The sequence below is a fragment of the Methylobacterium terrae genome (genome assembly GCF_003173755.1).
In the GTDB taxonomy this organism is placed as follows: Bacteria; Pseudomonadota; Alphaproteobacteria; order Rhizobiales; family Beijerinckiaceae; genus Methylobacterium; species Methylobacterium terrae.
This window is the reverse complement of the sequence record NZ_CP029553.1, coordinates 2,914,370-2,932,487: the sequence shown is the minus strand read 5'-3', so window position 1 is coordinate 2,932,487 and position 18,118 is coordinate 2,914,370. Positions and strand designations below refer to the sequence as shown.

Annotated in this window: 41 protein-coding genes; 8 read left to right on the top strand and 33 right to left on the bottom strand. The window is 68.7% G+C overall.

Translation table 11 applies throughout. The features are described from left to right. Positions 1-10 precede the first annotated feature (10 nt). The 32 genes from DK419_RS13500 to DK419_RS13365 all read right to left on the bottom strand — a co-directional run bounded on the left by DK419_RS13500 (position 11) and on the right by DK419_RS13365 (position 14,542). Positions 11-415: a hypothetical protein gene (locus DK419_RS13500; RefSeq protein ID WP_109959539.1), complete on the bottom strand. Its 405-nt coding sequence runs from the start codon at positions 413-415 to the stop codon at positions 11-13. Beyond that, positions 402-899: a hypothetical protein gene (locus DK419_RS13495; protein ID WP_109959538.1), complete on the bottom strand. Its 498-nt coding sequence runs from the start codon at positions 897-899 to the stop codon at positions 402-404. The genes DK419_RS13500 and DK419_RS13495 overlap by 14 nt, the downstream gene beginning before the upstream one ends. Then, positions 892-1,182: a hypothetical protein gene (locus DK419_RS28600; RefSeq protein WP_162561223.1), complete on the bottom strand. Its 291-nt coding sequence runs from the start codon at positions 1,180-1,182 to the stop codon at positions 892-894. Before DK419_RS28600 ends, DK419_RS13495 begins: the two co-directional genes overlap by 8 nt. Beyond that, positions 1,179-1,367, bottom strand: coding sequence for a hypothetical protein (locus DK419_RS13490; RefSeq protein ID WP_109959537.1), 189 nt, complete (start codon positions 1,365-1,367; stop codon positions 1,179-1,181). The genes DK419_RS28600 and DK419_RS13490 overlap by 4 nt, the downstream gene beginning before the upstream one ends. Then, positions 1,367-2,446 (bottom strand): DUF3850 domain-containing protein, encoded by a 1,080-nt coding sequence (locus DK419_RS13485; protein WP_109959536.1) that lies wholly within the window; start codon positions 2,444-2,446, stop codon positions 1,367-1,369. The genes DK419_RS13490 and DK419_RS13485 overlap by 1 nt, the downstream gene beginning before the upstream one ends. Before the next feature lie 2 nt (positions 2,447-2,448). Beyond that, positions 2,449-3,201 (bottom strand): hypothetical protein, encoded by a 753-nt coding sequence (locus tag DK419_RS13480; RefSeq protein WP_162561222.1) that lies wholly within the window; start codon positions 3,199-3,201, stop codon positions 2,449-2,451. A gap of 35 nt (positions 3,202-3,236) precedes the next feature. After that, a complete protein-coding gene (locus DK419_RS13475) occupies positions 3,237-3,680 on the bottom strand; it encodes a hypothetical protein (RefSeq protein ID WP_109959534.1) in 444 nt (147 codons plus the stop codon). Next, the gene (locus tag DK419_RS13470; protein WP_109959533.1) at positions 3,677-4,228 is read right to left on the bottom strand and encodes a hypothetical protein; all 552 of its coding nucleotides are present in this window, start codon (positions 4,226-4,228) and stop codon (positions 3,677-3,679) included. Before DK419_RS13470 ends, DK419_RS13475 begins: the two co-directional genes overlap by 4 nt. Continuing rightward, positions 4,225-4,440, bottom strand: coding sequence for a hypothetical protein (locus DK419_RS13465; RefSeq protein ID WP_109959532.1), 216 nt, complete (start codon positions 4,438-4,440; stop codon positions 4,225-4,227). The genes DK419_RS13470 and DK419_RS13465 overlap by 4 nt, the downstream gene beginning before the upstream one ends. After that, positions 4,418-5,287, bottom strand: coding sequence for a phosphoadenosine phosphosulfate reductase domain-containing protein (locus tag DK419_RS13460; protein ID WP_208642315.1), 870 nt, complete (start codon positions 5,285-5,287; stop codon positions 4,418-4,420). Before DK419_RS13460 ends, DK419_RS13465 begins: the two co-directional genes overlap by 23 nt. Further along, positions 5,284-6,048 carry a DNA cytosine methyltransferase gene (locus DK419_RS13455; RefSeq protein WP_245442948.1) on the bottom strand — a complete coding sequence of 255 codons (765 nt, stop codon included), beginning with the start codon at positions 6,046-6,048 and terminating at the stop codon, positions 5,284-5,286. The genes DK419_RS13460 and DK419_RS13455 overlap by 4 nt, the downstream gene beginning before the upstream one ends. A 53-nt stretch (positions 6,049-6,101) precedes the next feature. Beyond that, positions 6,102-6,395, bottom strand: coding sequence for a hypothetical protein (locus DK419_RS13450; RefSeq protein WP_162561221.1), 294 nt, complete (start codon positions 6,393-6,395; stop codon positions 6,102-6,104). Beyond that, positions 6,392-6,622 (bottom strand): hypothetical protein, encoded by a 231-nt coding sequence (locus DK419_RS28595; protein WP_162561220.1) that lies wholly within the window; start codon positions 6,620-6,622, stop codon positions 6,392-6,394. The genes DK419_RS13450 and DK419_RS28595 overlap by 4 nt, the downstream gene beginning before the upstream one ends. Beyond that, positions 6,619-7,038, bottom strand: coding sequence for an HNH endonuclease signature motif containing protein (locus DK419_RS13445; protein WP_109959529.1), 420 nt, complete (start codon positions 7,036-7,038; stop codon positions 6,619-6,621). The genes DK419_RS28595 and DK419_RS13445 overlap by 4 nt, the downstream gene beginning before the upstream one ends. Further along, the gene (locus DK419_RS13440; protein ID WP_109959528.1) at positions 7,035-7,232 is read right to left on the bottom strand and encodes a hypothetical protein; all 198 of its coding nucleotides are present in this window, start codon (positions 7,230-7,232) and stop codon (positions 7,035-7,037) included. The genes DK419_RS13445 and DK419_RS13440 overlap by 4 nt, the downstream gene beginning before the upstream one ends. Continuing rightward, complete coding sequence (locus tag DK419_RS13435; protein WP_109959527.1) at positions 7,232-7,447, bottom strand: hypothetical protein; 216 nt, start codon at positions 7,445-7,447, stop codon at positions 7,232-7,234. The genes DK419_RS13440 and DK419_RS13435 overlap by 1 nt, the downstream gene beginning before the upstream one ends. Beyond that, positions 7,444-7,872 (bottom strand): hypothetical protein, encoded by a 429-nt coding sequence (locus DK419_RS13430; protein WP_109959526.1) that lies wholly within the window; start codon positions 7,870-7,872, stop codon positions 7,444-7,446. The genes DK419_RS13435 and DK419_RS13430 overlap by 4 nt, the downstream gene beginning before the upstream one ends. Next, a complete protein-coding gene (locus DK419_RS13425) occupies positions 7,869-8,330 on the bottom strand; it encodes a hypothetical protein (protein WP_109959525.1) in 462 nt (153 codons plus the stop codon). The genes DK419_RS13430 and DK419_RS13425 overlap by 4 nt, the downstream gene beginning before the upstream one ends. 6 nt (positions 8,331-8,336) lie before the next feature. Next, positions 8,337-9,278 carry a recombinase RecT gene (locus tag DK419_RS13420; protein ID WP_245442947.1) on the bottom strand — a complete coding sequence of 314 codons (942 nt, stop codon included), beginning with the start codon at positions 9,276-9,278 and terminating at the stop codon, positions 8,337-8,339. Beyond that, positions 9,275-10,210 (bottom strand): YqaJ viral recombinase family protein, encoded by a 936-nt coding sequence (locus DK419_RS13415; RefSeq protein WP_109959524.1) that lies wholly within the window; start codon positions 10,208-10,210, stop codon positions 9,275-9,277. The genes DK419_RS13420 and DK419_RS13415 overlap by 4 nt, the downstream gene beginning before the upstream one ends. Next, entirely contained in the window at positions 10,207-10,623 is a 417-nt protein-coding gene (locus DK419_RS13410) for a hypothetical protein (RefSeq protein ID WP_162561219.1), read from the bottom strand. Before DK419_RS13410 ends, DK419_RS13415 begins: the two co-directional genes overlap by 4 nt. Beyond that, a complete protein-coding gene (locus DK419_RS13405; RefSeq protein ID WP_109959522.1) occupies positions 10,620-10,937 on the bottom strand; it encodes a hypothetical protein in 318 nt (105 codons plus the stop codon). Before DK419_RS13405 ends, DK419_RS13410 begins: the two co-directional genes overlap by 4 nt. Further along, the gene (locus DK419_RS13400; protein WP_109959521.1) at positions 10,934-11,266 is read right to left on the bottom strand and encodes a hypothetical protein; all 333 of its coding nucleotides are present in this window, start codon (positions 11,264-11,266) and stop codon (positions 10,934-10,936) included. The genes DK419_RS13405 and DK419_RS13400 overlap by 4 nt, the downstream gene beginning before the upstream one ends. After that, positions 11,263-11,475, bottom strand: coding sequence for a hypothetical protein (locus DK419_RS13395; protein WP_109959520.1), 213 nt, complete (start codon positions 11,473-11,475; stop codon positions 11,263-11,265). Before DK419_RS13395 ends, DK419_RS13400 begins: the two co-directional genes overlap by 4 nt. 9 nt (positions 11,476-11,484) lie before the next feature. After that, on the bottom strand, positions 11,485-11,670 hold the full coding sequence (locus DK419_RS13390; protein WP_109959519.1) for a hypothetical protein: 186 nt from the start codon (positions 11,668-11,670) through the stop codon (positions 11,485-11,487). A gap of 30 nt (positions 11,671-11,700) precedes the next feature. Then, entirely contained in the window at positions 11,701-11,919 is a 219-nt protein-coding gene (locus DK419_RS28590; RefSeq protein ID WP_162561218.1) for a hypothetical protein, read from the bottom strand. Next, positions 11,919-12,314: a hypothetical protein gene (locus tag DK419_RS13385; protein ID WP_109959518.1), complete on the bottom strand. Its 396-nt coding sequence runs from the start codon at positions 12,312-12,314 to the stop codon at positions 11,919-11,921. Before DK419_RS13385 ends, DK419_RS28590 begins: the two co-directional genes overlap by 1 nt. Beyond that, positions 12,314-12,583: a hypothetical protein gene (locus DK419_RS13380; protein WP_109959517.1), complete on the bottom strand. Its 270-nt coding sequence runs from the start codon at positions 12,581-12,583 to the stop codon at positions 12,314-12,316. Before DK419_RS13380 ends, DK419_RS13385 begins: the two co-directional genes overlap by 1 nt. Then, positions 12,583-12,801 carry a hypothetical protein gene (locus tag DK419_RS13375; RefSeq protein WP_109959516.1) on the bottom strand — a complete coding sequence of 73 codons (219 nt, stop codon included), beginning with the start codon at positions 12,799-12,801 and terminating at the stop codon, positions 12,583-12,585. The genes DK419_RS13380 and DK419_RS13375 overlap by 1 nt, the downstream gene beginning before the upstream one ends. Further along, a complete protein-coding gene (locus tag DK419_RS13370; protein WP_109959515.1) occupies positions 12,801-13,262 on the bottom strand; it encodes a hypothetical protein in 462 nt (153 codons plus the stop codon). Before DK419_RS13370 ends, DK419_RS13375 begins: the two co-directional genes overlap by 1 nt. Positions 13,263-13,506: 244 nt before the next feature. After that, positions 13,507-13,923 carry a hypothetical protein gene (locus tag DK419_RS28585; protein WP_162561217.1) on the bottom strand — a complete coding sequence of 139 codons (417 nt, stop codon included), beginning with the start codon at positions 13,921-13,923 and terminating at the stop codon, positions 13,507-13,509. Positions 13,924-13,942: 19 nt separating this feature from the next. Beyond that, on the bottom strand, positions 13,943-14,542 hold the full coding sequence (locus tag DK419_RS13365) for a LexA family transcriptional regulator (RefSeq protein WP_162561216.1): 600 nt from the start codon (positions 14,540-14,542) through the stop codon (positions 13,943-13,945). 96 nt (positions 14,543-14,638) lie between these two features. Between DK419_RS13365 and DK419_RS29470 the strand changes: the two genes are divergently transcribed. Continuing rightward, complete coding sequence (locus tag DK419_RS29470; RefSeq protein WP_245442946.1) at positions 14,639-14,944, top strand: helix-turn-helix domain-containing protein; 306 nt, start codon at positions 14,639-14,641, stop codon at positions 14,942-14,944. Here DK419_RS29470 and DK419_RS13355 read toward each other — a convergent pair. Then, positions 14,922-15,245: a hypothetical protein gene (locus DK419_RS13355; RefSeq protein ID WP_109959513.1), complete on the bottom strand. Its 324-nt coding sequence runs from the start codon at positions 15,243-15,245 to the stop codon at positions 14,922-14,924. The two genes, DK419_RS29470 and DK419_RS13355, sit on opposite strands and share 23 nt — an antisense overlap. A gap of 66 nt (positions 15,246-15,311) precedes the next feature. On the opposite strand from DK419_RS13355, the gene DK419_RS28580 reads away from it, so the two are divergent. The 7 genes from DK419_RS28580 to DK419_RS13330 all read left to right on the top strand — a co-directional run bounded on the left by DK419_RS28580 (position 15,312) and on the right by DK419_RS13330 (position 18,113). Then, the gene (locus DK419_RS28580) at positions 15,312-15,812 is read left to right on the top strand and encodes a hypothetical protein (RefSeq protein ID WP_162561215.1); all 501 of its coding nucleotides are present in this window, start codon (positions 15,312-15,314) and stop codon (positions 15,810-15,812) included. 1 nt (position 15,813) lies between these two features. Beyond that, entirely contained in the window at positions 15,814-15,951 is a 138-nt protein-coding gene (locus DK419_RS28575) for a hypothetical protein (protein ID WP_162561214.1), read from the top strand. Next, positions 15,948-16,421 carry a hypothetical protein gene (locus DK419_RS13350; protein WP_109959512.1) on the top strand — a complete coding sequence of 158 codons (474 nt, stop codon included), beginning with the start codon at positions 15,948-15,950 and terminating at the stop codon, positions 16,419-16,421. The genes DK419_RS28575 and DK419_RS13350 overlap by 4 nt, the downstream gene beginning before the upstream one ends. 262 nt (positions 16,422-16,683) lie before the next feature. Beyond that, the gene (locus DK419_RS13345; protein ID WP_109959511.1) at positions 16,684-17,139 is read left to right on the top strand and encodes a hypothetical protein; all 456 of its coding nucleotides are present in this window, start codon (positions 16,684-16,686) and stop codon (positions 17,137-17,139) included. Then, positions 17,132-17,368, top strand: coding sequence for a hypothetical protein (locus DK419_RS13340; RefSeq protein WP_109959510.1), 237 nt, complete (start codon positions 17,132-17,134; stop codon positions 17,366-17,368). Before DK419_RS13345 ends, DK419_RS13340 begins: the two co-directional genes overlap by 8 nt. Before the next feature lie 6 nt (positions 17,369-17,374). Beyond that, a complete protein-coding gene (locus DK419_RS13335; RefSeq protein ID WP_109959509.1) occupies positions 17,375-17,620 on the top strand; it encodes a hypothetical protein in 246 nt (81 codons plus the stop codon). 13 nt (positions 17,621-17,633) lie between these two features. After that, a complete protein-coding gene (locus tag DK419_RS13330; protein ID WP_109959508.1) occupies positions 17,634-18,113 on the top strand; it encodes a hypothetical protein in 480 nt (159 codons plus the stop codon). Positions 18,114-18,118 lie beyond the last annotated feature (5 nt).

The following is an 18,118-nucleotide window of genomic DNA, read 5'->3' as shown; positions in this document are numbered from 1 at the left end:
GTCGGCGACCTCAAAGATGCTCGGCATGGGTGCCCTCCTTCGAGATGAGGGCGGACAGGAGGGCGGCGATCAGGGCGAGGGCCGGCGAAGCGCCATCTTGCGCCTGGATTTTGTCGGCGCGCTCACCGTGCCAGAGCCGTGCGGTGCTGGTGCTGCCGAAGGACACGCGCCCACCCCAATCCGGCAGCAGGCGGGCGATGAGCGCGAGGGCATGATCGACGCAGGACATCGGCGCCGGCATCAGGCGATATTCGCCTTGGTCGTTGGGCCACCGGCAGTACCAGTCCGCATAGTTGGTGCGGTAGATGGTCGTGCATCCGAGTGTGGCGAATAGTTCCGCCTCAAGATCGCGGTCGCCACGAGTGGCAGCTTTCACCCTCACCAGCAGCGCGTGCAGCTCGTCAGTCCGTGTCACGGGCGATCTCCTGGGGTGAGGGGGTGGAGACGAGATAAGGCGCAAGCTCTCGCTCAGTTGGCGATTTGATTAGTAAGAAATATGTGTTGTCTCCCAGCTCGCAGCCAAGTAGTTTAGCGACTGTGCCGCACAAATCTGCCGCATCGATTGCCGGGCGTCCACTTTCCTCTTCCGCAAAGCAGTAGCCTTCGCCAGCCGCCCGATCCACGAAATCCAGCAACATCCGCATCGCGTAGCCATAGCGCCACCGAGCATCGTTGGCGCCGCGGTAACCAACTGCGAGATTAGCGACGCCGAACTCAAGTTTGCCCTTCTGCAAACTTTCCGGCAGCCGGTCGCGGGTCGCTGCAATCTCGGCCTCAGCCTCCGCCCGCTTGCGCTCGCTGTCCGCCAGGGCGGCTCGGAGACGATCGACCTCTGCCTGTAGCTCCCGGTAGGTAAGCGCCTCACTCCCCCGAGGCATGATGGGACGGTGCTCACTCATGAGAGGGGTCTTTCGTGCTGGCGAGGGCGGTGCGGGAGGCGGCGAAAGCCTGAATTTCATTCCACGGGAACCGAGGCTGGTCGCTCGGATCTGTGACGCGCTTGCAGATCTCGACACCATCGAAATGGAGTGATGATTGATTGATGGCTCGGGCGCACGGCGTGCAATAGTAGGCCCGAGTGGATGTGTTGAACCAGTTGTCGCTGCGGATCGGCGTTTGGCAGGCGGTACGGTTGCAGTTGCCGCCGAACTTGCCTTTGAGGCTTGGATCCTTGTTGCTCATCGCGCCGCCAAGCCTCCGCCTATCATGACCACGAAGAAGCTGGCACCGCCGGTGAGCCCAGATGCGACGATGCCCTTCCAAATATTTCCGTCGTTGATGGCGCTATGCAGGAGCCAGAGGCCTCCGCAGAGGGCGACAATTGCGAAGGCGAGGACAGCCAACAGGATGTAGAGGAGGCCCTGCATCACGCCTTCTCCTGGGAGTGACGCGGGGAGGCTGAGAGCATGGCGGGCCAAAGCTCTTCGACGTCGGCATAGCTGACATCAGCTCGGCTACCCTTTACGGCAGCATCAAGCATTTCCCCTGTAGGGTCTTGAGGCACGAGAACCCACCCTTCAGGAGCCGCAGCACGGCGCCCTTCCTCCTGTCTGGTGGACTGGAGGGCGCGGAAGGCATTGCGCACGCGATACCGCAGCATCCACCGGGACCGGTAGAGCCTCTTCCCGAGGCTGTCGCCCGGCCGCTTGTCGTTGTCGTCGGGGTGGGTCGCGTACTCGTCGCCGATCGGGTGCTCAAGGCTGTTGTTGAGCAAGTCGGTAACAGAGGCGATAAGTTCGGCGACGTGAGCCTCCCTCGCCACCTGGATCAGGTCTCCAGACGGGGTGGGAGCGACATGCTCCGGCAGCGGCGAATGCTTCGGCTTGGCCGCCTGCTTCGCCCGGATCTTCTCGACCTTCGTCCAGATGCGGGCGAGTTCGGTTTCGCCGGCCTCGTGCATGTCGAGGCCGTGCGCGAGGCAGAACGCGGCCAACGTCGTCATCACGCCGCCGACCTCCTGCGCCATTTCGCCGGCCGGGCGGCCGTAGACGTAGGCGACGAGTTGATGCGCCTCATGCGCGGTGCAGCCGGCGGCTTGCACCAACTCCAGCGCCTCCTCCAGGAAGCGATGCGCCCGCTCCTGCTTGTCGCGGGCGACCTCCTCGCCGAAGCAGGCGATCAGCCAGGGATCGACGCGCTGCTGGAATGGGGCAGGACCCTGCACATCACCCCCTACGGAGGATCCAGGCTGGGGCGCGAGCGATAGGATGCAGTACCCATCCTGAAGTCCGAACTCGCCTGGACGGAGGATGTTGGTGATCCGGCGATCAAGCGGCGGCGTCTCGACGTACTCGCCGCGGTCGTAGCAGCGCAGGCGCACCGTCTGCCCGACGTGATAACCGCCCCGGTCGTCTTTCCGGAACTCGAAGGTCTTCTCGCCGCGCGCTGCCGGCCAGAACACGTTCGGGTGCGACTTGAACTCGTGGTCGATTTTGATCTCGGCCATGATCAGGCCTCCCGGGTCGGTAGGGTGGAGAGAAGATCGGACACGGCCTTGGCTCGATCGGCATCGAAGCCGTCGGCGAAAGCGTCCCTTGCGATGCCTCGGATCTTGGCGTCAGCGCGCGTATGACCGGCGTCGAAGGCTTTCGCCAAGGCCGCCTCCAGATCCACCTCCGGTGCCTTCGTCTGGACTGCTACAGCCCCCCGAACAGCACGGATGATGGCCCGCACATGACCGCCGGTTGCGCCGCAGTACCCGCCGTATTTTGCCAGATCTCCGATGTCCCACCCTTTGATGACATCCCAAATCGGGTTGAACAGCGGGTCGTCCTCGGAGACGAAGCTGTCGGTCGTGATTTTCTGCACCTCGACTACATGCCCGCGCTCAAGGGCGAGGCGGAGGGCGGTAGAAGCGGCCTTGACCTCGGGGTGGTCATCCTTCGATCCGGCCCGGACACTGCGAGCAAATCCGTGATCGGCAAGCCCGCCCCGCCACTCGCGCGCCTGAGCGACGCCCTCCCTGGCCACCTCGACCATCCAGGCGGGCGGGGCAGCGGGCTGATTACGGTTCTCCCGGATATCTCGGACGTAGCGCGCGGCTTCGGCCGCGTCGCAGAGAGCTTCAGCGTGCGTGTCGGACGCGCCATTGGCCGAGGATTTGCCGTCCAGAGACTGTGCATACCAAGCGACCTTGTCGCCGGCATACCAAGTATCGCGGCGCCAGCCCTCAGGCATCGCGTTATCTTTGTTCTCGGTCATGATCTTGCCTCGTGATGCGGGTCAGGCGGAGGGGACTACTGGATGAACGAGACGCAGCCGGCGACGCAGGCGGCGCGCACGTGGCCGTTGACGGGCGAGCGCTCCCAGTGGACCGGGCCGCCGCACTGCGGGCACGGCACCTCGCCGCGGCTGACCGCCTTGTCGGCCGGGATCGCGGCCATAACCGCGAGCGCGCGACCGAAGCTCTCGTGCATGTCGCGCTCGCGGGCCTCGACCTGCTCGAGCGTTGGCGTGTCCTTCCGCTCACACACGAAGGCGGGCTCCGGCGCATCGCAGCATGGGATCCGGAGCCCCCATCCCACCATCCGGCGCGGACCAGCGCGCTCGACCAGATCGACGCCGGCCGCACAGGGCGGCTGCGCGAGGGCGCCGCGCCAGTGCTTGCAGGTGGCGAGCCGGACGGCACGGGCACGGGCTCGGATGGCCTCCCGGTCTACGATCTCGGTCATGGCGCTCATTCCATCATCAGGCCGAGTTGCGCGGTGATTTCCGGATCGGTCGGCGCCTCGGTTGCCTCTTCGATCGGCGGCAGCGGCGTCAGGGCGACAAACCGCGGCGGTCCGCCAGCGGTCGTGAACCGGCACTCGACATCCGGCTGAAGGCGCTCGACGCGCACGACCATGCGCATCCCGGGTTCCAAGATGCCGAAGTCCCGCAGGTTCTTCACGAAGTCGTCCGGCCCATCGCCGCCGAACTCGCGGTCGTCCCGATCGTAGAGGTAGGCGCCCTCCGGAGGCCGCGGCTCCCACTGGGTAGTGCCGTCGTCCTCGACGATCAGCAGGCAAGAGCCGAGATCGTCGCTGGCGAGGAACTTGACCGTCTGGCCCTCGGCGATCGGCCACGTCGGATAGTCCTGGCCATCTCGCTCGCCATAGCGGCGGGCGCCGTCGTCCAGTTGGTAGAGCCAAGCCGATGGCGTCTCACGCCCGGCCGGCATGCTCTCGTCGGCGTAGGCCTCGGGCCACCAGGCGCGACGGGTCAGGGCGGGTATCTCGATCTCGGTCATGGCGCTACTCCGCGGCGAAGAGGGGGGAGGTCGGGGGCGTCCTCCTCCGACCCGAGCGGGTGGCCCTGGTAGGCCTCCACCGCGTCGTCCAGCTCGGCGAGGGCGAGCGAGCACGTCTTGTCGTTGGCCCAGGGCACCGCGGCCCGGATCAGGCGCGCGGCCGGAGCCTCGGGCTCGAGCGGCAGGAGGTCAGTCGGTGCAGGCGCAGTCATCGTCGACCTCCCCTTCGCCGATGTCCTCGATGTCGCCCTGATCGCGGACCTGCTGCAGCATCCGCTCGTAGGAGGGCCGGTCCGCCCGGAAGAGGCAGAGCCGCGGATCCTGCGTCGCGCCGACCAGCAGGGCGGTGCGCTCCTTGCCGATCCACCAGTCCGCCAGGGCGGGCGCCTCGCGCATGATCCCCTGGACAGTGCGCTTGGCCTTGAGGAAGCACAGGCTGCAGTTGCCGTGTGGGGTCTTGCCGTTGATGGACGGCAGTCGCAGGTCGAAGTTCTGCCGCTTCCACCACGCAACGACGTCCCAACGCGAGACCTTCGCCTCGTCGAGCGGCATCACGGGGATGATCCCTTTGCCATCCTTGTTGGATTTGGCGCGGGCGTGCATGCGCTTGACGCGCTTCTGCTCGTCATGCCGTAGCCCGACGACGCTGTTGTACTGGGGGTAACCCAGTATCTTCCGCATGTAGGCCTGCAGCCGCTTCACCTTCATGTCGATGGTGCAGGTCCGCATCACCGGGTTGGGCAGCATGTTGCGGGTGCGGATGGAGGCGTCGAACGGCTCGCCGTTGCGGCTGGCGCTGTTGTGGCTGACGATCCGGGTGCTGTGCTCTGCCTCCGGGTCGAACTCGAGCCAGACGATCCGGACGCCCCAGCGCGACGCGCACTCCTGCACGAAGTCCAAAGTCTCCGGCAGCTCGAGGCCGGTGTTGCAGAACGCGACGTGGACATCCGCCGGCAGCTGGCCGCCGTGGGCGTCGATGATATGCTTGAGCATGTAGCCGGAGGTCCGGCCACCGCTGAAGCTGATGAGGGCGGGGCCCTGGATGAGGTAGGGGTTCACGCCGCCACCTCCGCCGACTGGCCGATCGCGCGCCGCACCGCCGCTGCAACGGCCCGGCCCATGGCGAGCGGGACGCCGTTGCCGATCATCCGCTTCTTGCCGGACTCGCTGAACGGCGCTTCGCTCAGGAAGCCGACGGGCAGGTCTTGCCCGGCCAGCATGTCGGCGAACGACGCACGAGCGCCCGGGTTCGGGCCGCCGCGGACGACGGCGCCGCTGGTGAGCGTCTTCTTGCGCTTGCCACTGCCACCGATCGCGACCGGCACCGCGCGACCGTTGCCGCCAGCGAGGACGGCGGGCAGCGGATCGGGCCGACAAAGCGCCAGCGTCTCGACGCGCAGCGCGCGGCCGTCTCGCGTGCCGAAGCTGAAGCGCCTGAGGCGGCTCGTCTCGCCGCCCACCCAGTGGTGGCGCAGCATCTGAGCATGAACCCGATAGCCCAGGACGTCCGGCAGCGGCGCGCCCTCCACGTTCTCCATCAGAAACCAGGTCGGGCCCGCCGCGGCCACGACCCGCTCGAACTCCGGGATCATGTTGCCGTGCTTCTCGCCGGCGCGCGGGTTAAGGCGCTTCATCGCCGAGAAGGCTTGGCACGGCGGCCCGCCGATCACGCCGTCGAACCGGCCCGCCGGCGGCGCGAAGGTCCGCACATCGCCGCCCCAGAGCAGGTCCGGGCCGCGCACGACGCAAAAGCCAGCCTCTTCGAACGCCATGTCGAGCAGGCCGATGCCGGGGAAGAGGGAGAGCACGAGGTCACCCACGGCGCGAACCCTCCGCATCAAGCCGGGTCGGGGCCGGGAAGCTCTTCATCCCCTCAATCACAGCCACCTCCCGACGACCCGCCATCGCTGGACGAGGACGAGCTGCCGCCCGAGGAGCAGGACCCGCCGTCGTGGCCGTGGCCTACCGACGTGTCGGGCGCCGCGTGGCCGCCGTAGAGCGGCGATGCCGGGTGCAGCGGGCTCAGGGTGTCGAAGGAATACCCGGGCAGCGACGCGGTCGCGTCCCGCGCCCCGTATGCCCGCCGCTCGTACTCGCGGCGCCGGGCTTCGATCGCCTCCCGGCGCGCCCGCTCCTCGCGGCGGCGCTTGAGCCATCCGAGAATCATGGATTCCTCCTGCGATGGGCCCGCGCCTCAGCGACGGTCCGGGCGACGATTTCCTCGGCGGACCAGGCGATGCGCCCATGGCCCTGGCAGCGGTTGCAGCCCCGCCGAAACTTCGGCTTGCGGGTGACGAAGACCTTGGCCGGCGCGCCGTCCGGGCAGCAGGACGGGCACCACTCGCCGTTGCCGACGAGATACGGGTCGTGGAGGATCTGGGTGCGGAGGGTCATGCGACCTCCCGCGGCGCCTGGCGCAGCTGGCCCACCTGCCGCATCGCGACGTAGCTGGGGAAACGACCGGTCCTCTCCCAGACTTGATGCGGGTGGGTGCCACGCCGGATCAGGCGCTGGATGCGGTTGAACGCCTCGGCGGCCGGCCGGTCACCGCGGAACTGGTTGCACCAGCAGCAGGCGGCCACGAGGTTGTCGAGCGCGTCCGTGCCGTGTGCCGATCGCGGCTCGACGTGGTCGCAGGAGATGGTTCGCATGATGCGCGCTTTCCGGCGATGTGTGCCGGACTGCCCGCGGCCGATCACGGCCCGGAGCTCGCCGTTGCCCGCCCACGGGGCGAGCATGACGAAACTGCAGTAGGCGCAGCGCCAGTTCTGGGCCTCGGCGAGGGCTTGGGTGCGGGCGCTGAAGATCATGCCGACACCCGCGCCCCGCGCGCCTTCGCCAGCCGAGCCTCCTCAGTTACCGCCCGCTCGGCCCTCTCCCGCGCCTCGGCCTTGCTCAACCCCCACACAACGGTGGCGGTGGTGCCGCGCTCGATGCGCGCGAGCCATTCCCGACCGGGCGGCACCTCGTCGCTCGTGTCGGGGTAGAGGCGGATCGTGGTCATCACGCCCTCCCCACCGGCTGCATCGCCGCCAGCGCAGGCCGCTCCGGCGTGCTCTCCTCCACCGCGTCGGCGATCCGGCGCAGCGATTCCGCGGTGACCTGCATCAGCGCCAGGCCGGCGCCGGTCCGATCCATCAGGAGCAGATGCGCCGTGCCGCAACCGCAGGAGCAGCGGATCAGGGCCCAGCCGGTAGCCTTGGGGGCATGGAGGGTCATGCCGACCTCCGCGCGAACACCGGCACTTCGACAGCCTCCGGCCGCAGCCAGCCGACCACCACCAGCCACCGATTCAGGAGCTTCGACCGCGTCGGCCCGGGCGGGCCCGACACCGGCCGCACCCGCATCGGCGGGGCGACGATCACCCGCCCGCCTGCCTCGAGTGCGGCGATGGCGTCGGCGAGGACCGGATGCTGCTCGTGCAGCGCGGCCAGGTGCTCCAGGCGGCGCAGGTCGAGGTGCTGGGCCGCGGCGTGGGCGAGCAGCCGAGAGGCCTCGCGCCGGGTACCGACGTGCTCGCCGCCGACGAGGTCCAGGATCTCGGCCGCCTGCTGGCGCCGATCCTCGGCGTCGCGCGCCGCGGCCCGGGCGGCGAGCGCCAGGCTGGGATAGTCGAACGCGCGCGCGTTCATGCCGGGGGTCATGCCTCGCTCCTCTCGACGACGACGAGGCGGAGGCTCCCGCCCCAGATGCTCTCGACGCGCAGGCCGAGCGGGGCGAACGCCCGGTTGGCCTGCGCGACGAGGTGGCTGGTGTGTCGCTGCGATGCCTTCGGCAGGCCTGCGCGGGCCACCTTGATCGCCTTGGCCCGGCTCACCGTGTCCTGGTCGCGGTGGATCAGGATGAACTCGACGAGTCGGAAGCCCTGCTCACTCCGCATGTCGAGCCGCAGGCGATTCCGGCGCAGGCACCGGCGCTCGCGATCCACCACCACCGCGGTCGGGTGTTCGCGCGCCGTCTCGTAGCCGGCGGCCTCGACCACCAGTACGTCCGGCATCGGGCCGCGCGGCGTGCTGACGACGGCACGGGCAGAGGCCCTGGTGGCGAGGTGCCGGGCGCGGGAGGCGCGGAAGGCTTCGATCGGGGTGGTGGAGCTGAGCATGGGAGGTCAGCCCTCCCCGCCCGAGCGCCCGCGACCGCGGCGCGTCGGCTCGATAGAGTTGTTGCCGGGGAAGTCGTCCTCGGGCAGCGCCTCTTCGTCGGCCGGGTCGGTGTCCTGCTCCTCGGCGACAGCCTCCTCGACCACATCGCCGTCGACGGGCTCCTCGGCGGTCTCAGCGGCGGGCGCTTCGGGCTCGGCCGATCGCTGCGCAATCTGGTCGAGCATCGAGGCGAGCCGGGGTCGCTGCTGCTCCGCCGCGCCGCTCTCCTGCGCGCCCTTGAAGTCGTACAGGTCGTCGTCCCGGCGCATCAGGTCGTCGAGATCGGTCGACATCGGCAGCACCTTTGAGTGCCGGCGCGCGACCGTCTTGCGCGCCATCTCCTCCCACCACTGCATCCATGGGCCGGCGTTGCGCGCCCGGCTGGCGCCTCGCACCTTCTCGATCTCCTCGATGCTCATGACCTCGCGGGTGATCTCACCCGTCTTGAGGACCGCGATGGAGTAGGCAGCGATCGGCTTGCCGCGGCCGCGGAGCGCCGGCTTATGGCGCAGCACTGGCGCATCGCCGAGCTCGTAGACGAACTCGTCGTTCTCGAAGACGACGTGCGCTTCCCAGGTCGCGATCTCGCCCGAGTTCCGGACCTTCTTCCGGATGCCGGCGATCATCGGCATGAACTGCGCGCGGCCCTTGAACTCGACGATCGCGGATTCGCGCCCGTCGGGCAGGAGACCGTCCTGGGCCGCCCGCATCGCCGCGTTGAAGAAGGAGCGCCGCTCCAGCTTCATGAGGTCGGGGTTGTTCTGCACCGCAGTGAGTAGGATGCGTTTGAACCTCTCGACGGGGATGTGGGCCGGCAGCGCGGCCTTGAACTGCTCCTCGCGACTCTGGATCTGCTCGTTCATGACGACGAGCGGGTTGGCGGAACGCTCCGCGACGGCCGTGCTCATGCGGCGGCATCCTTCTGCTTCAGGCGGGTGATGCGGATGGGGCGGGTGACGCGCGCGGCGACCTGGTAGGCCTTGGTCTCGACGGCGCGCAGGCTGATCTTCCAGCCGGGAACGGTGGCGAGGGCGGCCAGGCCGACCTTCGCGCGGATCTCGGAATCGATCTCGGCGACGCGCCCCTCGTCGTCCTTGATGCGCGCCTTGAGGTCGGCCCGCTCGTCGAGGAGCGCCGGCAGGGCGTTGTCGGCGGAGAGGTCGAGCGCCGAGCCGTCGTCACCGTGGAGCCGGGCGGCCAACGCAGCGTCGCGGCGCCAGTCCGGATCGGGCCGGCCGCCGCTCTCGACCATGGCCCAGAAATCGGCCACCGCGTCGCGGATGCGGGCGACGACGCCGGCATGCACGGGCACGTCCACGATCGCGAGCTCGATGTCGTGGCTGACGACAAGCGCGCCGACCGCGGCCCAGGACGCGCCGAGCAGGTGCGCCTCGACGATGGCCTGGATCGCGTAGCCCAGCGGGACCTCGACCTCGCGAGTGTCCGGGTCGCGCCACTTGGTGGCGAAGATCGACCGCTCGACGCTCTTGATCTGGACGGTCCCGATTCCCCGCTCCGGGCACAGCACGATCGTGTCGGGCGTGGCGCCGAGCCGGGCAGCCGGGTCGCGGAAGTAGTCGCGGTTCGGCTGCACCCCCCAGGCCGGCCGTTCCTCGAGGAGCAGCTGCACGGCGACCGGCTCGAGCAACCGCCCGCGGCGCAGCGGTCCGGTGTCGTCGGCCTCATCGCTGACGTGGCCGGTCTTCTCGGCCCAGAGAGCGTAGGCGCTCTGGAAGGGGTGCGCGCCGAGGAGCGCCGCGGCAGCGCTGGCCGTTACGTCCTGGCGGCGGGCCGCCAGCCACGCCTCGCGGGTGGTGAAGGGGATGCGCTCGACGCTCATCGCCCACCCACTCCCCAAGCGATCTTCGCCCGCCGGATCTCCCGCGGCCCCATCGCGGCCATTACCGTCTTGAACCGTGCGGTCTCGGCCGGGTCGGGCCGCTCGCCCTCACCGAGCGCGTCGCAACCGGCGCCCGAGCCGATCAGCAGGACTGCCGCCTGCGACAGCGCCGTGCGGCCGCGCGCCATGGCCCGGGCCGGCCTGTACCGCTGCGGGTTCAGGACAAGGCCACAGCCGAATCCGTCCGCGGTGCGCTCGTGCGCCGGGCACGGGCCGGCCCAGGTGCCGAACAACTCGTTCCCGAGGGGGCATAGCTCGCTGCGGCAACACTGGCCGCAGTTGTTACAGGGGGAGCCGTAGGCTGGCTTTTCGGGGGTGGCCGGTGCGGTGCCGGTGTCGTCGAGCGCGATCACCGCCCACCCCCAACCCGCCGCCCCATCTGCCGGCCTGCCCGCTCCGTCTCCTCGCGCACCGCGTCGAGGTGATCCGGGTCGAGCGGGGCAGCAACGCCGGCCTCGGGCACGCCGCAGGCCTCATTCAGGAGGCGCGACACGACCCGAGCCAGCTCCACCGCGTCGCGGTCGTCGGACGGAATCGCGAACAGGAATGGCCGGCCCTGCGCGTCGCAGATCTGGCGGCCGGAGGTGGTGAGCGGCCAGAACGGCGCCGGAGCGCCGAGGGCCATCAGGACGGCCGCGGTCGCAGCCTGGCGGTCGGTGCGGCTCATGACGCGCTCCCGACCTGAGCCGCCGCCAGCAGCTGCGGCTGCCGGAACCGCACGATCGCCTCGCCGGCTCGCCGGATGATCGCCCGCCGGATCCCGCAGGACTCAGCGTCAGTGGCGTCGGCCATCTGCTCGGCCTTTAGCAGGTCGGCGGCGACCGCGAGCAGGACGTTGTCGGCCTCGACGACCATGGCGGCCAGCCGATCGGCGTGCGCGCTGCGCTGCCGGTCGAATCGGGCGAAGGCCGCGGCGGAATCGGGGTGGATCGGGCGGCCGGTGCGAAAGTCGAAGACCTGGGCCGACGGGCGCGGGGCGAGGATGTGGAGCGTCATGCGGCGTCCTCGGGCTGGTCCGAAAAGGTCGCGCTCCACTCCTCCGGCGTGATGCCGGTCAGGATGAACTCGCGCTTGTCGGCGGGAAGGTCGGGGAAGGCGTGCTGGATGAGGGCGCCGCGCTTGAAGGCGGCGACCTGCTCGTCGGTGATCGGCAGGTCGAGCGTGCGCTTGATGCCGGAGAGCCTGGAGGTGCGGGTGACCAGCACGGGCGCCCCTCAGCGGTAGCCGGCGCCGGCGACGTAGGTCGCGCGGACGTCATCGCGGAAGGTCGGCTCGCCGGGCGGCTCGGCCGCCTCGATCGCCGCGGCGTAGTTCAGCTCCAGGCGCTCGTGCGCGGCGGTCGCCAGGTCGTCTTCGTCGAGCGGCGTCGGCAGGCCAGGGCGGCGCGAGGCCTCCCACATGTCGGCGGCGCCGAGCTGATCAAAGTAGAGCTAGTCGAGGGCTTCGAGTGCAGCGCGGCGCTCGGCCAGCGCGTCGCGAAGCGCGAAGACGGTCGGCCGATCAGACGCGAGCTTCACGTGCCCGGCGTTGAGCTTGAGGACCGTCTCGCCGAAGCGACGCTCGGCGGCGGCGACCCGGTTGCGGGCCATCATCTGCTGGGCGCGAGGCGTGTGTGCCTCGACAGCGCCAGAGCGGAAGGGGGCGCCCATCACGCGACCTCCTCAGCAGAGGCGTCGTCGCGCCGAACGACTTGATCGGGATGGTAGGCGAGGAAGAAGTTGCGGAGCGACAGGATCTCGGTCCCGTCGGCGCCCTTGACGCTGTGCATGCCGCGAGCGGGCCAGCCGCAGCCGGTGCAGGTCGCCTCACCATGCGCGAGGCCCCACTGGTAGGCGGCGCCGAAGCCGAGCGCCGCAGCCACGCCGCCTAGGCGCGCGTCGCAGGAGAGGCAGTACTGGGCACCATCGCGCCGGATCGGTGCGGCAAACGCGCCGAAGTAGGCGTTCAGGCTGTCGAGCACGTCGGCCGGCGGGCTGTCCGTGATGTCGAAGATGTCCTCGACGCGGCAGGCGCGAGCCTCGTTCTTAGTGGAGGGGGCGCCCATCACGCGACCTCATCGGTGCTGGAAGCCGGCACGGCCGGCGCGGGAGCGACTGCGACCTGCTGGAAGACGCAGAAGTCGCGGTTGTGCTTGGCAGCGAGGCGCGCGGCCTCGGCCTGGGCCACCTCGAGCGAGGGGTGCTCGTAGGGGCGCGGGTGGCCGAACAGCCGGTTGCTGCTGTCGCCGCGGCGCATGACGACGAATCCGCCGCCGACGGCCGCCTTGGGGCGCGGGCGCTTGGCCTCGTCGGGCTTGGGGGTGAAGCGGTCCATCACAGCCCCCGCCCGATCATGAACGCCCCGACTCCGAGCAGGATGAACCCGGCGATCAAGCCGGCGATGGCGATCAGCCCGTAGACGACGCCGGTCCGGTCATTCGCCGGCCGCGGCAGCACATCCTCGGCGCGCAGGGGCGGCATGGCGTGGTCGCCGCCGATGATGCGGCGGGAGACGTGCGAGCTGTGGCCGGTGGGGAGCAGGCTGGGGCGCATCAGAGGATGCTCCCGACGAAGAGAGCGACGACCTGCGCCGCGGCGCCGAGGGCGACGATGCCCGCGACGGCGCCGACCGCGGCGGCGGCGTTCGCGGCGATCCGATCAGCCCGGTCGGTCAGGATGGCGCGGCTGACGGCGTCAGCGTCGATGTGAGGGATGCTTACTCGCCGCCCCGCCAGTTCCTCGTCGCAGAGCCGGGCGAGTTCGTCGCCCGGTAGGTCGCCGACGATGACCCGTGCGCCGTAGCTCTCAGCGGCGCGGCGCCAGTCGTCGAGAAGCTCGTCGCTGACCGTGGGAATGGCCTCCCGCACCTGCGCGGCATAGGCGGTAGCGATCTGCTCGTGGCGGTCACGCTGGGCGCGGCGGTCGGCGATCTCGAGGTGCGGCAGCGGGCGGTTCAGGCCGGCGTGCAGGTCGAGGTAGCGGGCGAGGTCGCGGTCTTGAGCTTCGGTGAGCATCGGCGGGGTCCATCGCGGGGTGGCGATGGGGACAACCTGTCACCGTTATGGTGACGCGTCAAGTGAAGGTCACCGAAAAGGTGACGGACGCTGGCTAGGCGCAACCTTCCGTTATGCGGACGCGCCTTGCGGTGGTGTTTTGGCAACACTCTGACGCACGACAAAATAAAAAGCCCCGCTAACCGGCGGGGCTTGAAGCGTTGTAGCACCCAGTCGAAGAACGGATCGGACTATCGAAATTCGCTCAAGCGGACCGACGCCTTACAGCGCGCGCCTTGGCAGCCTTATCCTGCTGCATAATCTCGCACATCTGTAGATGTTCGGACCGGGTTTTGAAGAGATAGCCTCGCTCGGCCATGCATGAAATTGTGGTCGCCTCGCCTATCTGGCGCTGCGCCATGCCGCGCTCGATGCCTGAAGCGATAGCACCGCCAATGCCGCGCCCAACCGGAATAGCTGTAGTGCCGGCCACAGCAGCAGCTTCAGCGCGGGGAAGGCATACGGCCTTTGCCTGCTCCATCTCGATATCAAGTTCGGGATGGTCGGCCGCTCTTTTGCAGTCCACCCGACCGTAAACTTTAGGCTCTTCCGGCTGTCGAGCAGAGTTACAAGCTCCTAGAGCGAGCATGCCGCCTAGGATGACGATCTTCGTTATGCGCACTTCGAACCCCCGAATTAGATTATATGTTTGTTATTACCCTTCTCACTCTTCCCACTGTCATCATCTCCCCCTGAAGATAATGGGTTTCGTGATCCGGGTTGGTGGAGAACGGTTGCAATCTATCAGGATTGCTTCTGTATCTCTTAAACGTCGCCTCTCCCTGCTCATTGCCAAAGACGTAGTAGCGACCGTCAACAAGGTCGCTCTCACGTCTATTTAGTACAATGGTCGATCCTGGTGGGGCAATTCGATCCATGCTGTCGCCATCAACTTCTAACGCAAGCCAATCCCCGGCAGGCAAGTCGGTGACGTCGATATACCGTAGTATGTCGCTTTCGAAGACTGGGTGGCTGGCGCGCAGTCTACCTGCGCTCACCCATGAGACTACCGGGACGGTCCGGGCTACCGCGGGCTCTTCGGGTAGCAAGAGAAGAGCCGCTGCAGTGGTATTTAAATGTGGAGCAAGATCAGCTGCTGCCGCAGGTGGCAGTTTCCGCTCACCCTTAGCCCATCGCGAGATATCCTGTTTGGTGACGCCTATCCTACGTCCTAGCTCGGTCGGGCCGAGGTTGGATTGCGCCATGGCTTCCGCGAGCCCGTTTGGAAACTTCTCTGTCACACCAAAAGGTATGTCGCCACGATGGCGACCGCGCCAGCATCCAAAACGGTGACAGACGGCTTGCTCCGTCACCGTTTTGGTGACATGATGCAGGCCATGAAGCTCGCCGACTATCTCTCCGACGCCCAGATTGGCGACAGCACCTTCGCCGGGAGGATCGGCGTCACGAGACAGACCTTGTGGCGCTACAAGTCCGGCGAGCGCCGGCCTGAGTGGGACGTGCTTGAGCGCATTTCGCGCGAAACGGGCGGTCAAGTGACGCCCAACGATTTTTTGTCTGACGCGCCGATGCCTGCTGTCGCCGAGCATCCGGACACTGAGGCGCATGAGCGCGCCAAGCCTTTGCGCTGCCACAGCCCGCACGGCTCGCCCGAGTTCGTTACCGAAGGCCAATCTCGATGATCTCGTCGAGCCGCGCCTTCGCCTTCGTGCGCACAACGCCTTCGTGCCCGGGCGCTACGAGGAAGGTCGCCTCGTCCATCGCGTCGTGGCCGTCCTGCTTCCACCACACGGCTATCTTCGCCGGGTCGTGCCCTGCCGCTCTCGACAGCGCAGCGATCCGCCTCAGCGCCATCAGCAAAACCTGCTGCTGCGCGGCCTGCTCCGCAATGATGTCGTCGAAGTCGCTCGGGCGCATCGCGTTCACCCCCGCCATCGTCACGCGGAAGATAGTGAACTGCGCAGCAATTATCGGCCATAACATCAGACATCGGCTCGCCTGCTTTGCTTTATCCTTTGGGGTATATGCGGTTATACTTGAGGTGATCGCATGACACGCGAGGCATCATCTCCCGAAAATCGGGCTGTTGACCGCGGCACCTGCAATCTCGCGATCCACGGCCTTCCCGCAGGCGAGCGCGCCAAACTGACGACGCTCGCCGCCGAGATCTCACGACTTGCCGAAGTCTCGGAAAATCCGATCGAGTTCGTCGAGGCCGTCGACCGGGCTGTCCGATTGGGGATCAAATTTGACCTTGATCGCGACCCCGCAGGACGGACAGGTGAGTTGCGGCTCACCTTGCAATTCTCGGAGGCTTTGCTTGATCTCTGCCCCGCACTGCGGACAGGGAATGTCGACGCTGAATTCGTCGGCGAGTCCAGCCATGATTCGTCTTCCATCGGTTTGGTTGGCCCCTCCGATGGTAGCGGCACCGGGCGGCGCGCGCGAGAAGATCGCCGCCCGGACGCACGCCTCGACCGCCCCCTCGCCCCCGGTGAGCGCCTGACCGCCGACGGCGACCGCATCCGCCTCTCGCCGCAGGAGGCCTGAGATGCGCAGCTGCTCGCTCCTGGTTCTCGGCTCCTGGGTGGTCCTGGTGCTGATGGTCGCCGGCAACACCTTCCGCCGCGCCTCGCAGCCGAGCCCGGTCAACGGGCCGGTGCGGATCCTGTCGGAGGCGGCGCGATGAGACGCCCCGCCCCCCTCAAGCCGGGCCAGCCCGACCCGCTGTCGGACCAGTTCGCGGCGGAGTACGAAGCCGGGGACAGCTTCGGCCGCATCGCGGCCCGTTACGGCCTCGACCACCAGCGCGTTGCCCGCACCCTCCGGCGCCGGCCCGGCTTCGTGCAGCGCGACATCTCGGAGGCGTGCCGCCTGCCCCACCGGGAGACGATGGACCGCATCGCAGCGCGTGCGCGCCGGGAGCTTGAGCTTCTGCGGCCGGCTCCGACTTTCACGCCGTCCGCCGCTGCCGCTGGCATCTCGACCGCCATCCGCCGGATGCGTGACCGGGTTCGCTCGGTCGGCCCGCTCTGCGTCGACAGCCCGACCGTGGCCGCCGTGCACTCGGCCGGCCTGACGCTGGACGACATCGCCGAGCTCTTCGCTGTCTCGCCGGCCGAGGCCGCTCGCGCGATCGCCGCGCATGCGGGGCGCTGAGCCATGACCCTCTCTCTCCCCCTCACCGCGGCAGCCCCCCTCAGGCCGCGGGCGAGGGCCGCCGACGCTCATCGCACCCACTCGGGCCGGCGTCGGCGGTCTCCCCTCTCGCGTGATCGTCGTCGCCTGCAAGCTGCCGATCACGCCTGCGTACTCGTGCGTCTTCCGATCAACCTCCTTCATGTCTGGGCTCCTTCTGTCGCAAGGGAACTTGCAGGAAAGGACTCCCACCGTGCGGGCAAAGATCTCCACGCGACGGACAATGTTCACGAACGCTGACGCCCAATCCCAGGCGCTGCCCCTCGTGCACGCCCTCTTCCGCGAGGCGCACTGGCGCTCCGGCTCGCGCATGGCGGCCTACGACACCGTGGCCGGCCAGATCGACCGGTCGCCGAACTGGGTGCGCAAGCTCATCGGGCGGCGCGCCGATGCCGTCGTCGAGATGCGCGACTGGCTCAACATCTCGGCCGCCTACGACCGGCTCTGCGCCAAGGTCGAGGCCGCCGCCGACCACGAAGAGGCGCTGACCGCAGCGCTGCAGGAGATGCGTCATGAGGCTGGCGAGGGCGGTGATGCGCTGGTGGAGCGCCAGGCGCCGCCGGCTCGCCGAGGAGCGCATGATCGGCGACAGGCCGGCGCGCGAGTGGCTGCCGCGGCTCTGGACCCGCGAGCGGCGTCCGGAAGCCGCCGATCGGCGGAGGCGGTGAGCCGTGGCTGACGATGTGATCTTCGGCGTTCGCCCGGACGCTGCCGGCATCACCATCCTGTCGGCCGTCGGCGCGGCCCGCATCACGATCGTCCCGTGGGGCGACAGGGTCATGCTCGCCATGTCCGGGCCTGCCGGCGCCGTCGACGAGATCGTCGAGCGCGATGTCGCTCGGTGGCTCGGCCGGCTGCTGCTGGACGCTGCCGGCGAGGACCGGCCCGCAGCCAAGGCGGAGACCTGACCGACCATGTCCGACCCGGTCGCCCTCTTCGACGTCACCCGGCAGCAGATGCTGGCCGAGCTCGGCGAGTTCAGCCGCCGGCACGGCATGACCGAGGCCGGCGTCGTCGCAGAGGCCGTGGTCGCAAGCTGTGCCGCCTTCGTTCGGGACAACGTCGGGCCTGAAGCGGCCTTCAGCATGCTCACCCGTCACGCCGACGCCGCGGCCGAGCCGCTGCTGTCGAGCGATGTCCACCCTTCGCAACCCGAGTAGCAGGAGTTCGACGATGGCAGCGGCACAGCAGGGCAACGGCCCGAACCCGGAGCGGACGAAGGAGGCGGTCGCCCGCATTGAGGCCATCGCGGCGAAGAAGGACGCCGCGCACATGGAGTACATGCGCGTGTGCTCCGGCTTGGCCGAGGAGACGAAGGCGGTCTACGACGAGGCCAAGAAGGCCTGGGGCCTGCCGAGGCGTGCGCTGAAGGCGGTCATCAAGACCCGCACCCTCACGCGCAAGCTCGAGGACCTGCGCGAGTCCCTGGAGGGCGAGGAGCAGGATTCCTACGACCAGATCCGGCACGCGCTCGGCGACCTCGCCGACACGCCGCTCGGTCAGGCCGCCCTGCCGGCCGACGGCGAGGAGGACGTGCGTTCGCCCGCGCAGAAGCGCCGGGAGAAGGAGCGCAAGGATCGCGGCTCGGCCCTCGACGCCGTGTCGACCGAGAACGCGAACCGGATCACCGCCGGCATCTCGAAGCTGAACTGAGGCTG